Genomic DNA, 14,769 nt, shown 5'->3' on the forward strand with positions numbered 1-14,769 from the left:
CTCATGGCCGTGTCAGGCGAGGGGCGCCCGTCCGATCGAGTCCAGCGCCGCGGTCACGGTCCCGCGCAGGGTCCGGGCGTCGGCGCCCGCGCGGGAGCGCAGGTTCACGCCGTAGGCGAGCAGGGCCAGCAGTTCCGCGGTCGCCTCCGGATCCGTTCCCGCGGCCAGTTGGGCCCGCGCCGCGGCCGCGGTGAGCGCCGTGTACAGGGCGTCCCGCAGCTCCTGGTGGTGCCGGTCGAGCACGGCGCGGACATCCGGATCGCCGTTCTCCGCGCCGGCGTGGGCGTTGGAGACCATGCAGCCCCAGCGAGCGTACTCGCCCGAACACCGCACCGCGATCAGGCTGTCGAAGAACTCGGCCACCGCCGGCAGGCCGCGGTCGCCCTCCGTGAGCCGGCGGAACATCGGCTGGGACCGCCGCTCCCGGTAGCGGCGCAGCGCGGCCAGGTACAGCTCCTGCTTGCCGCCGAAGGTGGCGTACAGGCTGGAGCGGTTGAGGCCGGTCGCGGTCACGATGTCCTGGACCCCGGTCGTGGCCACGCCCTGCCTCCAGAACAGCCGCACGACCACGTCCAGGGTCTCGTCGGGGTCGAAGTGCTTGATGTCCGGCATGCCTCACCCGCCATCTTGGAATCAGGATTCCAAGATACTTCGCGGGCGGAGCACGGCGAAGGCCGCCTGGCGCCGGCGCTCGGCATCGCCGCCGGCATCCGACCGGCGTCCAGGATCGTCCACGATGTGCCGGCGGCGCGCGGCCCGGGCCGCATGCTCGCGGCCATGAATCGCATCCCCGCACTCTGGCCGGCGGCCTACGGCCCCCGGGTACGCCCGCTTCCCCGTCTCCTCGCCCGCACGGCCGTCCGCCTGGCCGATTTCGTCCGCATGCTCGCCCTGGCGGACCACCAGTCCTTCACGGTCCTCTGAGGAGACTTCGCGGAGTCGGGAGAACGCCGGGCCGCCACCGGGCCCGCCCGGCCGCGGCCCGGCGGGTGAGGGGCCCGGCGTTCCGGCCGTCAGCCGCCGTCGGCCGCGGGTTCGGTGGCGTAGCGGCTCATCACCTGGAAGCTCGCCCGCGGGGTCAAGGGCCGGCCGTCCGCGCTCATGTCCCGCAGGTCGCGGAAGTACTGCACATACAGGTCGGGCGTGAACGTGCTGAGCATGACGGCCGGCCGGTCCGTGCGGTTGGCGAAGGTGTGCGGGGCTCCGGGCGGGACCATCACGAGCGTGCCCGCGGTCGCGTCGTACTCCTGGTCCGCGACGGTGAACCGCACGGTGCCGCAGACGATGTAGAAGCCCTCGTCGTGCCGCGCGTGGCGATGCTGCGGGGGCCCCGGGGTGTGCGGGGCGAGGACGGACTCGGCGATCCCGATGCGGTGCCCGGTGTTGCTGCCGTCCTCGAGGACGCGCATGCGCGTGGAGCCCAGGACGATCACCTCGCCCTCGTCAGGCCCGACCACCGAGACGGCGGGGACTGCGGTCGGCTCGTCGGTCTTGAGTTCATCGGTCATATCCCGATTGCACTGCCGGACGGGGAGCACTGTCCAAGACCCGTCATGCGACCTCGATACCGAACGGGTATCGCCGCAGGAGCCACGCACGCTGCGCTGCTTCGCGGCGGTCGCCGAGGAACGGCCGCGCTCGGGGGCGCCGCCGCCGCCGGTGCCTCGGGCGTCGGCCGTGGTGTCTCGGGCCTCGGACGGCGGTCGCGCGCCGCGTCCCGCCGTCAGCGCCCCTCGACGCCCTGGATCCGGCGACGGGCGAACGCCCCACCTGCTGAGCCGAGGGTGCCGGAGCCGCTGACGGCATCGGTCACGTCACCGTGGCCATGACCGGCGCGGCCCGGTCCGGGCGTACCGCGGCCGGCCCAAATCCGGTCGGACGCCCGCCGGTCGGCCGGTCGTCGGCGGTGAGGCGGGACCGGGTGCCGAGCACTCAGCGCGGCGGTCCGGCCGGTCCTCCTGGGTGGTGACGGTCAGGCCCGGGGCGCCCCCGTCCGACTTTCGGCCACGCGGAGCACGTCTGCTCCGGAGCACCGTGGGCCCACCCCGCCCCACCCGCCCTCGGCGACCGCAGCCGGACCCGCGCCTGCGCGCATCTCGGACAGCGCTTCCACGGCCACCTGGCGGGTAACCGGCGGTCGGCCCCCGCCGATGGTGACCGGGTACCCGCTTGCCGGGCCTCCGGCACGGGACGAGCATGCTCCCACCCACTGTTCGACAGGGAGTGGCCCCATGCCCCCGAGCGCGACAGTAGTGAACGCGGGCCGCACAGAGCCCGCGGCACGTGGATGCCGGTGTCCTGTGTCTTCCGAAAGGGCTGGACGTGCCAGAGCCGCTTGATGCCGTGACCCCTGCCGCCGCCGGTACGCCCGTAGCCCCGGCCGAGGTGACCGCACCGCCGACCGTCGGAGTGGAGGAGGAGTTCGTCCTGGCCGGGCGGCACAGCAGGGCGGCTGTGCACCGGGCCCCGTCCGTGGTGCGTGCCGCGCTGGGCCGCATCGGCGCATCCCATGTCACCGCGGAGGTCTCGCAGGCCCAGGTGGAGACCGTCAGCGCGGTGTGCCGCACCGCCGCCGAACTGGAGGCCGAGATCGTCCGGTTACGGCGGGGCGCGGCCGCGGCCGCGGCCGAGTACGACTGCTTGCTGGTGCCCAGCGGCACCCCGGTCCTCGGCCGGCCCGGGCCGCCGCCCATCGCGGACAAGCCTCGCTACCGGGCCTTCGCACGCCGCTTCGGGCCTTTGATGCACGACCAGGGAGTGAACGCCTGCCACGTACACGTCGGCGTGGACGACCGGGAGGAGGCCGTACGGGCGGTCAACCATCTGCGGGGCTGGATGCCCTTGCTGCTCGCCATCACCGGCAACTCCCCCTACAGCGACGGGACGGACACCGCGTACGCGAGCTGGCGCACCATGGTCTGGAGCCGGTGGCCCTCGGCGGGCCCTCCGCCCTACCTGCGGGGAGTTGCCCACTACGAACGGATAGTGGGTCAACTCATCGCCAGTGGCGCGGCGATGGACCCGGCCATGATCTACTGGTACGTCCGCCCCTCCCCGCACCTGCCCACCCTCGAGGTACGCATCGCCGACGTGCTGCCCGAGGCCGCGACCACCGCTGCCTACGCGCTCCTCGTCCGTGCCCTCGTCGCCGGCGCCGTGCAGGCGGTACGCACCGGCGAGCCCGCGCCCGAGGTACCCGATCCGCTGCTCAGGGCTGCATGCTGGCAGGCCGCCCGGCACGGGACCTCCGGCATCCTGCCCGCCACCCACACCCGCGACCACACCCCCACGGCCGTCGGCCCCCTGGTCGAGGAGCTGTGGAAACGGGTCGAGCCGCAGCTGACCGGCTACGGCGACGACCGGCGGGTGGGCGACTGGCTCAGCGCCGTGCAGAGCCGGGGCAGCGGCTCCTCGCGCCAGCGGCGTATCGCGGGCCATCACGGTGGCAGCCTCCAGGCCGTGGTCGACACCCTCGCCGTCGAACCACGGTGACCCGGACCGACGGCACGCGACCCGTCGATTTGCCTTCGAGTGGACTCCAGCCTCCACACTGATGCCGACAAAGATCCAGACCGAGGACAGAACGGCGGCAGCAGATGGCAACGACCGGCGGAGCGGGGCACCCCCTGCCGTACGACACCTACCGTGAGGCGATCGAGCGGGAGACCCGCCGCTTCGCCGAGACGGTGAGCGGCGCCGACCCCACGAGCGCCGTACCCGACTGTCCCGACTGGACGCTGGCCGACCTCACCCGGCACGTGGGATCGCTCCAGCGCTGGTTCAGCGCGCTGCTGACCCGGCGTGTGCAGGAGCCTCCGCGCAGCCGCGAGGTGGAGCTGGGCCTGCCCGAGCACGCGCGGGACTACGCCGGCTGGGTGATGGCCGGGGTGCCCGAAGTGGCGGCCGTGCTCGGCGACACGGATCCCGACGCGGCGATGTGGGCCTGGGGCGAGGACCAGCACGCGCGGTTCTGGGCCCGCCGGATGCTCTTCGAAACGCTGGTGCACCGGGTGGACGCGGAGCGTGCCGTGGGCCGGGAGACGGACGTCGACCCCGCGCTGGCGGCGGACGGGGTGGACGAGTTCCTGGTCAACCTGCCCTACGCGGGGCTCTTCGCTCCCGGTGTGACCAAACTGCGCGGCGACGGCGAGACCGTCGCGTTCCGGTGTACGGACTCCGGCGGCGCCTCCGGCGAGGAGTGGCGGGTGCGGCTGGACCCGGACGGTTTCCGGCTGCTGCCGCGCCCGGGCGCCGACGCGACGCCCGGGCCGGACGCGGTCGCGGTGCGCGGGCAGGCGGCGGACCTTCTGCTGCTGCTCTACGGGCGGCGGTCGTACCAGGAGCCCGTCTTCGACGTGTCGGGAGAGACCGCGGTCCTCGACCGCTGGTTCGCCCACACGGCCTTCTGATCCGACGGGGACACGCCTTCCGCCGGTGTTCTGATCCGGCGGGAGGGCGCACGCCCCTGGCCGCAGGCCGTCCGGACCGGCGAGAGGCACGCTTCTTGCCACCGGTTCCCTTCCCAGGGGCATGCCCCTTGCCGTCGCCGGCCGGGCTCATCCGGTCGGTGACGGAGGCGGTTCGGTCGAGTCGTCGGCGGGGCGCCGGACGGCCAGCGCCGCGATGTCGTCCTGGAGGCGGTCGCCGCTGTAGTCCAGCAGGTCGCGGTGCAGCCGTTCCAGCAGATCCCGCGGCGGGAGGGACCGCCAGGAACGAAGGCGCTGGAGCAGCGGGTAGAAGGAGCCGCCCGCGTCGCGGGTCTCCGTGACACCGTCCGTGTACAGCAGGAGCTGGTCGCCGGGGCGGAAGTCATAGGTGTCGACGTGGTACGGCTCCCCGAGCAGCATGCCCAGGTTCAGCGGCGGAGCCGAACGCCCGCTGTCCAGTTCGCGGACCTCGTCCGACCGGATGAGGATCGGGGGCGGATGCCCGCAGTTGACGACGCGGATCAGCGTGGGCTCCATGGGGACCTCGACGAAGACCGCCGTGACGAACCGCTCCCCCACCTCGGAGCCGCCCAGCTGCGTCGCCCGGCGGCTCATGCTCCTCTCCACCCGGTCCGCCAGGTCGGGGAGCGCCGGTTCGTCGTGCGCCGCCTCGCGGAACGCGCCGAGCAGGGCCGCCGCGGTCTCCACCGCGAGCAGCCCCTTGCCGCGCACGTCGCCGATGAGCAGCCGGACCCCGTACGAGGTGGGGACGGCCTCGTAGAGGTCACCGCCGATGCGCGCCTCCGCCGCGGCCGCCAGGTAGAGGCTCTCCAGCAGGAGATCGCCGATGCGGTGGGGAACTGGCCTGAGCAGGACCCGTTGGGCGATGTCGGCCACGAAGCGCACATCGGCCAGCGTGCGTTCACGGTGGACGCGGTGCGCGGCCAGGATGGTGCCGAGGATGCCCACCAAGGCGGTGCAGACGTAGGCGGCCACGTAGTAGCGCTCCCAGAGGTAGCCGACCGGCCGTCCGGCACAGCACGGGGTGCCGGCCAGGATCCCCAACATGAGGACGGCGAACGCCGTGGCACCGGCGACGACGGCGGGCCCGTGGGCGAACGCGGTCACCAGCGGCAGGGCGATCAGCACGAAGCTCACCGGCCACTCCACCGGCGTCACGGGTTCCAGCACGAGCAGGCCCGCCACGTACAGGACCGGAAGCCACCGCATCCACGCGGGGGGCTCCGGCAACCGCGTCCGCGCGGCGGCGCCGCTCTCCGGCTCTCGACCGGTATGGCCGGGCTTCGGCATACGTGGTCTTCGCACACGGACTCCTGTCACCGGAACCGGACAAGACTCCCAGCCTGGTGTGCCGGGCCACGGCACACCGGCATTGCTCCACTCAACGGCATGTTCCGCCACGGTTATTGACTCCGCGGAACCCTATTGGTTGAGTGGCTCAGCCACTGAACCACTGAGTCGAGTCGGAGGCCGGGATGGAAGCACTGCCACGCGAGACGATCGTCGACGTGCTGGAGAGGAAGCTGCGCGAGGACATCCTCGCCGGACGCCATCCCGCCGGAAGCTATCTGCCGCCCGAACGCGAACTCGCCGACGGGTTCGGGGTCACCCGCACCACGCTCAAGCACGCCTTCGGCAGGCTCGCGCAGTCCGGTCTGCTGGAGACGCGCCACGGAGTCGGCACGCGGGTACGGGACTTCCTGCGCCTGGGCGGGGCCGATCTGCTCCCCATGCTGGTGCGGCACAGCCCGGACTGGATCGGGGAGATCTTCGAAGTCCGCCGCAGCATCGGTGCGTTGATCGCGGAGCGTGCCGCGGCCTGCGCCACACCGGCGCATGTCGGCGAGTTGCGCCGGCTGCTTGCCGCCGTGTTGGAGGCGGACGGCGGCGACCCGGCACAGCTGGCGGACGCCGAGGTCCACCGGGCCCTGGCCCGCGCCACGGGGAACCGGGTGTACGTGCTGTTGACGAACACCTTGTTCAACGCCTACCTGCCGGTGCGCGCCGCACTGGCCGGCCCCTTCGAGGACGCCCGGACCGCGCACGACCGACTGGCGCCGGTCGTCGAGGCCGTCGCGGCCGGCGACCGGGAAGCCGCGCGCACCGCCGCGGGCGACTACCTGTCGACCACGGAACGGCTGATGCTCGAAGGGCTCGCGCGTTCCGGCGGGCGTCGGGGGGATGCCCGGTGACCGCACGCGGAACGCTGTTCCGGGAGACGATGCTGGGCCGGATCCGCCTGGCCGGCGAGACGGCCGACCGCCCGGTGCGGCTGGACCTCCTGGCCCGCGCGGACAGCCTGATGCTGCCGCACCGCACGACCCGGGCACGGCTGACGGGACGCGTCCGGATAGCCGGGCGGGCCGACGACCCGGAAGCCGAGGGCGAGTTGGAGATCTCACCACTGGCCCGCCGCAGGATCCGCTACCGGCTCCGCTTCAGCCTGGGGGGCCGGCGTCTGCTGCTGGACGGCTGGAAGTCGGTGTCGTACAAACGCCCGCTGTCCTCGATGACCGTACTGCCGTACACGATCTGCGAGGACGGTGAGCGCGTCGGTGAGGGCACTCTGCGCTTCCCCCTCGCCACCGGCCTGCTGCCCTTCCTCGCCGGGTTCCGGTTCCCGCGGACGCCCGAGCCCTCCGCCGGCCGGCACCTGGCGCCGCGCTGGGACGGCACCCCGGGCCGGACGGAGGTCTGGTACACCACCCTGACCGATCCGGCGACCGGCACCGGCCTCTGGCTGCACCACGAGGTGGTCGCGCCGCGCGACGGCGAACCCGCCTACGCACACGGCTGGGTCGCCGTGTTCCCGGCGGACGGCCCGCCCGAGCACGCCCGCTTCGGGCCCGCCCCCTGGACCGGCCCGGCACACGGCTTCAGCGCCGGGGACACCCGTGTCACGTCCGGCCGTCTCACCGGCGCGGCCGGGCCGTTCGCATGGGCGCTCACCGAGCGGTTCCAGAGCCCGCCGCTGCACACCTTCCCGCGCTGGTCGTGGCGGCGCCCCTGGCTGCCGGCCTCGCACATGCTGCCGGCCGCCCGTGCCCGCTACAGCGGGTCCGTCCGCCACGGCGGCGGCGAGCTGCGGATCACGGACGCGCCCGGGGCGAGCGCCCGCATCTACGGCCACGGCAACGCCCGCCGGTGGGCCTGGCTGCACGCCGATCTGGGCGGCGGCGACGTCCTGGAGATCGTCGCCGCGGTGTCGATGCGGCGCGGACTCGACCGGCTGCCGCCGCTGGTGTTCCTGCGCCTGTACCGCAACGGCCGCGTCTGGCCCGGGCGGGCAGAGCGGACGGCCGTGGGCTGGGCGGGCTTCGGCCGGTTCCGGGCGGACATCGGCCTTCCGACATGGCGGGTCCGGGGCCGGGCGGGACTGCGTCGCATCCACGTCACGGTGACCCAGCCACCGGGAGCGACACTCGCCCTCGACTACACCGATCCGGACGGTTCCCGCGCGGTGTGCCGCAACAGCGAGAGGGCGGACGCGGAGGTGCGCCTGGAACGCTGGTGGGGCCGATGGCGGCCGGAGGCGACCTGGCGGCTGTCGGGCACCGCGCACGCGGAGGTCGGCGACCGGTGAGCCGAACCCCCCGTTCCCTGGACGGACTTGCCGCCGCTCTCCTCGCCGACGACGGAACGGCCGACTGGACCCGGGCCGTGCCCCGGCGCGTCACGGCCCTGCTCGACGCCATGCCGGCTCCGGCGCGCGCGGCGGTCCACGGCGCCGCTGCCGCGATCGACGCCTACGCCGTCGCCCGCACGGGCCGGCGCCTGTTGGCGCTCGGCCCGGTGGAACGGGAGCACGTGATGGCGTCGCTCGCCGCACGCCGGGCCCTGCTACCGCTCCTGGACGCCGTGAAGGTGCCGCTCCTGCTGGCTGCCGGCACCGAACGGATGCTGCACCGTTCCCCGACGCCCGCGGTGTCCGCCCCCGAGGACCCGCCGCTCGACTGCACGCCCTCCCGCGACTGGCCCACGCGGTCCACCGCCGACGCGGTCGTCGTCGGGTCGGGGGCCGGCGGTGCCATGGCCGCCCGGACGCTGGCCGAGGCGGGCCTGAGCGTCGTCGTCGTCGAAGAGGGGGCCCATCACTCCACCGCGTCGTTCGGGCAGCGGGCTCCGCTCGACCGCTTCCTGGACCTGTACCGGGACGGCGGCGCGACCATCGCCGTGGGAAACCCCCCGCTGGTCCTGCCCGTGGGCCGGGCCGTCGGCGGTACCACCGTCGTCAACTCCGGTACGTGTTACCGCACACCGGACCAGGTCGTGGCCCGCTGGCTGGGCCGGCACGGATTCGCCGCCGCCGAGGGCTTCGGCGCCCACCTCGACGAGGTCGAGCGCACGCTGCGGGTGGCACGGCAGCCGCTGGACGTCATCGGCGGCAACGGGCTGCTCGCGCTGGCCGGGGCGGAGGCCCTCGGCTGGACCGCCGCGCCGCTGCGGCGCAACGCGCCCGGATGCAGGGGCTCCTGCCAGTGCGTCGTCGGCTGCCCGACCGGCGCCAAACAGAGCGTCCAGCTGTCCGTGCTCCCCGCCGCCTGCGCGGCCGGCGCCCGTATCGTGACCCACGCGCGCGTACGGCGGATCCTGACCGACCGCGACGGTCCGGCCGGGCCACGGGCCGCCGGGGTACTGGCCCGCCGCCCGGACGGCAGCGAACTGGAGATCCTGAGCCCCTTGGTCGTCGTCGCCGCCGGGGCGCTCCACACCCCGCCGCTGCTGCGCCGCTCCGGTCTGGGCGGACATCCCCGGCTCGGCCGCAACCTCAGCGTGCACCCCGCCATCAGCGTCGCGGGCCGCTTCAGCCACCCGGTCACCGGTTCGCGGGGCGTATTGCAGAGCGTCGGGGTGGAGCACCTGCGGGCCGACGGCATCCTGATCGAGGCCACCGCGGCACCGCCGGGCATGAGTTCCTTCGTGCTGCCGGGTGTCGGCCGCGAGCTGCGCGGCGAGCTGGAGCGGACGGAGCGGCTGGCGACCCTCGGCGCCATGATCGCCGACCGCCCGTCGGGCCGTGTCCTCGGCCGCGACCGCCCGCTGCCGCGCTACGGCCTCGCGGCGCGCGACGCGGGCCGGCTGCTGCGGGCCCAGCGGGCCATGGGACGGCTGCTGTTCGCCGCCGGCGCGGAGGAGGTGCTGACCGGCGTCCCCCGTGTCCCGCGTGCCCGCAACCTCGCCCAACTGGAGGCGTTGCTCGACACGGTGAGCGTGCGCGACCTCCACGTCTCCGCGTTCCACCCCACGGGCACGGCGGCGGCAGGCGGCGACCCGCAACAGGCACCGGCCGACCCGGAGGGGCGGCTGCGCGGCGTGCACGGTGTGCTGATCGCCGACGGCTCCGTGCTGCCGAGCTGTCCGGAGGTGAACCCACAGCTGAGCATCATGGCCGCGGCCCTGGCCGTCGCGGGGCGCTTCGTGGCGCGGGCCGGGTGAGAGGGGCCCGTCGGGAGGGGCGAGGACGTCGGGCCGCGTCGGGGAGCGCGAACACGGCGCGGGTGGCCGTTCCGTGGGCGTACAGCTACGGTCGGCCGCCCGGGCGATCCGGGCTTCGGCGGTCGCCGTCGTGCGGCCGACGTGCACGGGCCGGCCCTCGCGGCGCAGCGTCGGTGTGGTGGCCGGCACCGGCCTGACGTGGTTCACACCGAGCCGGACGGTGGTGCAGGCGCGGCCGGCCGGCAGGGCGGCCAGCACGACGGTGCCGAGGACCGAGTCGAGGAGGGCGGCCAGCACGACGGTGCCGAGGACCGAGTCGAGGAGGGCGGCCAGCACGACGGTGCCGAGGACCGAGTCGAGGAGGGCGGCCAGCACGACGGTGCCGAGGACCGAGTCGAGGAGGGTGGCCAGGTAACCGCCGTGGACCGTGCCCATGGGGTTGAACAGGTGCGCTCCCGGGGCTCGCCCGTGAAGACGGCCGGCCCCTCCTCCACCGCCACCTCGGGGGTGTGCTCGCCGGGCGGCGCGCCACCACGAGCTGGTGGCTCGCGCCCTACTTCCGCAAGCGCTACCCGGCGGTCACGATGGACGAGACCCGCATGGTCACCACCTGCGACGGCGTGACGACGGCCGGCGCGGCGTTCGGGCACGTCGACCTGGCGCCGGCGATCGTGCGGATGACGAGTCCGGCCTTGGCCGATCCGGTCGCCCGCTACCTGGTCGTCGACGAGCGCCCCTCCCAGGCGGCGTACACGATCTCCGCGGCGCTCGCGCAGAGCGACCCCGCGATCACCCGCAAGGTCGGCCACGAGCACGCCGACACGCTGCGCATCCTGCTCCGCGAGCGCACGGGGGAGACCGCCGGCGCCCTCCGGCGCCACTGAGCGCCGTCACACCGTCACACCGACGCACCGACGCACCGACGCACCGACGCACCGACGCACCGACGCACCGACGCACCGACGCATGCTCCCGCCCGACGCACCCGTTGGCCGCAATACCATCATCAGCGTTCATACCGGCACATGGATTACGCAATGCCACCATCAGCGGGCATACCAGTCGCCTGGGGTGGAGTTCCAGTGCTAGAAAAGGGAGATGAGCGGACGTTCCCGCCGCCCATGGGCGAGAGCGGCGCCGCCGCCCGGCACACGGTGGTCCTCCGAGCCGTCCCGTAGCCGAAGGCCCTGGCCGCTACGCGGACGCCGCCTGACGGCGTCCCTGAGCGTCCGCACCCTGGCCGCGCAGGTGTTCCTGTTCCAGGCGCTGATCATGCTGCTGCTGGTCGCGGTGGGCGCGGCCGCCCTGGTGGTGCAGGGACGGTACGACGCCGAGCGCAGTGCCATGGACCGTTCCCTGGCCGTGGCCGAGGCGTTCGCCCATGCCCCCGGTACGGCGCTCGCGCTCGCGTCCCCGAATCCCACGGCGCGGCTGCAACAGCAGGCGGACCAGGTGCAGAAGGGGTCCGGGGTCGACTTCGTCACCGTTCTGGACCGACACGGGATCCGGCTCACCGACCCCGACCCCACCTTGATCGGCACGAAGGCCCAGGGTGTCGGACCCGCCACCACCGGGGAGACGTTCACCGAGACGTTTCACGGCCGGCCGGCCGACGCGGTCCGCGCGGTCGTCCCCGTGACCGATGCGAGCCGGCGCGTGATCGGCATGGTCACCGCAGGCATCGAGTACGCCAACGTCGGCGAGGTGCTGAACCGGCAGCTGCCGTTGCTGCTCGGCGCCGCGGCGGGGGCACTCGTCCTGGCGACGGGCGGCGCGGCACTGGTCAGCCGCCGTCTGCTGCGGCAGACCCACGGACTCGGCCCGGTCGAGATGACGCGGATGTACGAGCACCACGACGCCGTACTGCACGCGGTGCGCGAAGGAGTGCTGATCGTCGGCGGCGACGGGCGCGTCCTGCTCGCCAACGACGAGGCGCGCCGGCTGCTGGACCTCACCGAGGACGCCGGCCGGCGCTGTGTGCGGGATCTCGGCCTGGGGCCGAGACCGACGCGCCTGCTGGTGGCGGGCGAGGCCGTGTCCGACGAGGTCGTCCCGGCCGGGGACCGGCTGCTGGCGATGAACGTCCGGCCCATCGCCCCGTACGGCGGCGCCCAGGGTCTGGTCGCCACCTTCCGTGACACCACCGAGCTGAAGGCCCTGTCCGGGCAGGCCGAGCTGGCGCGGGGCCGGCTGTCGTTCCTGTACGAGGCGGGCGTGCGGATCGGCACCACCCTCGACGTACGGCGTACGGCCGAGGAGCTGACCGAGGTGGCGGTCCCCCGGATGGCCGACGTGGTCACCGTGGAACTGCTCGACGCCGTGCTGCGCGGTGAGGAGCCCACGGGCGCGGTGCGGGCCATGCGGCGCACCGCGGTGCGCGCGGCGCGGGCCGGGCATCCCCTGCAACCGGTGGGTGATGTGATCCGGTTCGTGATGGCGGACACCCCGATGGTGGCCGCCCTGCGCCGCGGCAAGGCCGTCCTGGTGCCGGACCTGCACACCGCCCAGGACTGGCGCGCGCAGGACCCCGAGGGGGCGCAGGAGGCGCTCCGCTACGGCATCCACTCGATGATGTCGGTGCCGGTCCGGGCCCGGGGGGTGGTCCTCGGCATGGTCAACTTCTGGCGCGGTGCGGACTCCCCCCGGTTCGAGGAGGAGGACGTCGCCGTGGCCGAGGAGCTGGTGGCCCGGGCCGCCGTGGCGATCGACAACGCGCGCCGGTACTCCCGCGAGCACGAGATGGCGGTGACGCTTCAGCGCAATCTGCTGCCGCTGGGCCTCCCGGAACAGGATGTGCTGGAGATCGCCTCACGGTATCTTCCGGCGCAGTCCGGGGTGGGCGGCGACTGGTTCGACGTCATTCCGCTGCCCGGGTTCCGGGTGGCACTCGTCGTCGGGGACATCGTCGGGCACGGGATGCAGGCCGCGGCCACCATGGGACGGCTGCGCACGGCGGTGCTGAACTTCTCCTCACTGGACCTGACCCCGGACGAGCTGCTCGGGCACCTCGACGAGATGGTGACGCGGCTGGACACCCAGGCCGCGACCGCCGACGACGACCGGGTGCCGCTCACCGGCGCCACCTGCCTCTACGTCATCTACGATCCGGTCTGCGGGCACTGCACCCTCTCCCGCGCCGGGCACCTCGCCCCCGCCGTGGTCGACCCCGAGGGCAGGGTGGTCTTCCCCGACCTGCCCCTGGCGCCGCCCCTGGGCGTGGGCGGCCATCCCTTCGAGGCCGGCGAGCTGGACCTGCCGGAGGGCAGCCGCCTCGTCCTGTTCACCGACGGTCTGATCGAGAGCCGCGGACGGGACATCGACGAGGGCATCGAGCTGCTCTCCTCGACCATCGCCCAGGCGGACCGGACGCCGGAGGAGACCTGCCGCGCCCTCGTGGAGACGATGCTGCCGGAGCACCCCAGTGACGACGTGGCGCTGCTGGTGGCCCGCACCCGGTTGCTCGCCCCCTCGTGCGTCGCGACCTGGGACGTGCCGTTCGACGTCACGGCCGTGTCCCGGGTACGCGGCGAGGTGAGCCGGCGGCTGGCGGGCTGGGGACTGGAGGAGATGTCGTTCGCGACGGAGCTGATCCTCAGCGAGCTGCTCACCAACGCGCTCCGCTACGGCACGCCGCCGGTGCGGGTCAGGCTGCTGCTGGGCCGCACCCTGGTCTGCGAGGTGTCGGACGGCAGCAACACCTCGCCCCGGCTGCGGCAGGCGGCCACCACGGACGAGGGAGGCCGCGGTCTGTTCCTCGTCTCCCAGTTCGCGGACCTGTGGGGAACCCGCTACGTGGCGCGGGGCAAGGTCATCTGGGCCGAGCAGAGCCTGGACCGCGCCACGGAACCGGACCCGGCGGTCCTGTTCGACGTCATGGGTCTCTGACGGCCGTCACCGCCCTCGCGGCCCGGCCCGGTCGGACGCGGGAGCGCCGAGCGTATTTCTACTCCAGCAGCTTTCTCCCGGTGCAGTAACTTGCCAACGCCCCCTGGAAACACCAGGTCGAGGGCAGCAGACCACCGGAGGATCGCCCATGCCCCGCGAGGCGCCTTACCTTGCAGTGGCCGACGTGCTGCGCGCCCGGATCGTCGCGGGAGAGTGGGAGATCGGCGAGCGTCTGCCGTCCCGGGCGCGGCTCGCCGAGGAGTACGGAGTCGGGCGCAACGTCGTGCAGCGGGCCATGGACCGTCTGATCGGCGACGGTCTCCTCGAAGGACGCGCCGGCTCGGGTACCTATGTGCGGGTACCGCGCGAGCGTCTGCGCCTGGTCCGCTCGCGACACCGCGAACGCCATGGCGTCTCCCGCTTTGGGGCGGCGCGGGACAGGACCGGCGCCGCCCCGGAGCAGGGCCGGGCCGGCGCCGTGACGGAGCGGGGCAGGGCCGACGCCTGGGACACGCACAGCCAGGTGCGGGTCCCCGCCCCCGAGGCGATCGCCGAACGGCTGGCCATCAGCCCCGGCGATCCCTGCGTCACCACGCACTACGAGTTCCTCGCCGGGGGCCGGCCCGTCCAGCTCTCCGAATCCTGGGAGCCGATGGCCGTCACGGACGGGACTCCGGTCGTGCTGCCCGAGATGGGCCCCCTGGCGGGCAAGGGCGTGGTCGAGCGCATGCGCTCCATCGGCGTGGTCGTCGAGACCGTGGTCGAGATGCCGCGTCCGGCTCGCGCCACCCCGGCCCAGGCGAACCTCCTGGGGATCAGCCCGGGGGACCTGGTGCTCCAGATCGAGCGGACCATCTACGACACGGACGGACGTCCGGTGGAAACCGCGGACATGGTCATCCCGGACGCACTGCGGGAAGTGGTCTACGAATTCGGGGTCGACCGCCCGTAGGGCTCCTCGTCGACCGCCCGTAGCGCTTCTCGCATTCACTCAAGCGCT

At 73.9% G+C, this 14,769-nt stretch carries 12 protein-coding genes and 1 pseudogene; 9 read left to right on the forward strand and 4 right to left on the reverse strand.

The genetic code is table 11. From position 1 onward, the window contains the following. Window positions 1–12: 12 nt before the first annotated feature. Window positions 13–612, reverse strand: a complete 600-nt coding sequence (locus JK361_RS36545; RefSeq protein ID WP_201826671.1) for a TetR/AcrR family transcriptional regulator — start codon at window positions 610–612, stop codon at window positions 13–15. Window positions 613–777: 165 nt separating this feature from the next. Here JK361_RS36545 and JK361_RS36550 point away from each other — a divergent pair, with 165 nt between their 5' ends. Beyond that, entirely contained in the window at window positions 778–924 is a 147-nt protein-coding gene (locus JK361_RS36550; RefSeq protein WP_201826673.1) for a hypothetical protein, read from the forward strand. Window positions 925–1,013: 89 nt separating this feature from the next. On the opposite strand, the gene JK361_RS36555 is transcribed toward JK361_RS36550, so the two are convergent. Next, window positions 1,014–1,508: a cupin domain-containing protein gene (locus tag JK361_RS36555; RefSeq protein WP_201826675.1), complete on the reverse strand. Its 495-nt coding sequence runs from the start codon at window positions 1,506–1,508 to the stop codon at window positions 1,014–1,016. 835 nt (window positions 1,509–2,343) lie between these two features. Between JK361_RS36555 and JK361_RS36560 the strand changes: the two genes are divergently transcribed. Continuing rightward, entirely contained in the window at window positions 2,344–3,492 is a 1,149-nt protein-coding gene (locus JK361_RS36560; RefSeq protein WP_201826677.1) for a carboxylate-amine ligase, read from the forward strand. 104 nt (window positions 3,493–3,596) lie between these two features. Next, entirely contained in the window at window positions 3,597–4,409 is an 813-nt protein-coding gene (locus JK361_RS36565; protein ID WP_201826679.1) for a maleylpyruvate isomerase family mycothiol-dependent enzyme, read from the forward strand. A 147-nt stretch (window positions 4,410–4,556) separates the two neighbouring features. Here JK361_RS36565 and JK361_RS36570 read toward each other — a convergent pair whose 3' ends face one another. Beyond that, the gene (locus JK361_RS36570; RefSeq protein WP_201826681.1) at window positions 4,557–5,657 is read right to left on the reverse strand and encodes a PP2C family protein-serine/threonine phosphatase; all 1,101 of its coding nucleotides are present in this window, start codon (window positions 5,655–5,657) and stop codon (window positions 4,557–4,559) included. 266 nt (window positions 5,658–5,923) lie between these two features. Here JK361_RS36570 and JK361_RS36575 point away from each other — a divergent pair, with 266 nt between their 5' ends. The 3 genes from JK361_RS36575 to JK361_RS36585 are packed head-to-tail and all read left to right on the forward strand — an operon-like array spanning window position 5,924 to window position 9,884. After that, entirely contained in the window at window positions 5,924–6,640 is a 717-nt protein-coding gene (locus tag JK361_RS36575) for a FadR/GntR family transcriptional regulator (RefSeq protein WP_201826683.1), read from the forward strand. Next, the gene (locus JK361_RS36580) at window positions 6,637–8,031 is read left to right on the forward strand and encodes a tocopherol cyclase family protein (RefSeq protein ID WP_201826685.1); all 1,395 of its coding nucleotides are present in this window, start codon (window positions 6,637–6,639) and stop codon (window positions 8,029–8,031) included. Before JK361_RS36575 ends, JK361_RS36580 begins: the two co-directional genes overlap by 4 nt. Beyond that, on the forward strand, window positions 8,028–9,884 hold the full coding sequence (locus JK361_RS36585; RefSeq protein ID WP_307787417.1) for a GMC family oxidoreductase N-terminal domain-containing protein: 1,857 nt from the start codon (window positions 8,028–8,030) through the stop codon (window positions 9,882–9,884). The genes JK361_RS36580 and JK361_RS36585 overlap by 4 nt, the downstream gene beginning before the upstream one ends. Before the next feature lie 138 nt (window positions 9,885–10,022). Here JK361_RS36585 and JK361_RS42765 read toward each other — a convergent pair. Continuing rightward, window positions 10,023–10,319: pseudogene (locus JK361_RS42765) on the reverse strand (hotdog fold domain-containing protein); the annotation flags it as partial. 74 nt (window positions 10,320–10,393) lie between these two features. Between JK361_RS42765 and JK361_RS36595 the strand changes: the two are divergent. The 3 genes from JK361_RS36595 (at window position 10,394) to JK361_RS36605 (ending at window position 14,721) form a co-directional block, all read left to right on the forward strand. Then, the gene (locus JK361_RS36595; RefSeq protein WP_201826689.1) at window positions 10,394–10,768 is read left to right on the forward strand and encodes a type 1 glutamine amidotransferase family protein; all 375 of its coding nucleotides are present in this window, start codon (window positions 10,394–10,396) and stop codon (window positions 10,766–10,768) included. Between the two features lie 214 nt (window positions 10,769–10,982). Then, a complete protein-coding gene (locus JK361_RS36600; RefSeq protein ID WP_201826691.1) occupies window positions 10,983–13,769 on the forward strand; it encodes a SpoIIE family protein phosphatase in 2,787 nt (928 codons plus the stop codon). Window positions 13,770–13,917: 148 nt separating this feature from the next. Further along, on the forward strand, window positions 13,918–14,721 hold the full coding sequence (locus JK361_RS36605) for a GntR family transcriptional regulator (protein ID WP_201826693.1): 804 nt from the start codon (window positions 13,918–13,920) through the stop codon (window positions 14,719–14,721). The last annotated feature ends 48 nt before the right edge of the window (window positions 14,722–14,769 follow it).

The organism is Streptomyces musisoli, assembly GCF_016741855.1.
GTDB classification, from domain to species: Bacteria; Actinomycetota; Actinomycetes; order Streptomycetales; family Streptomycetaceae; genus Streptomyces; species Streptomyces musisoli.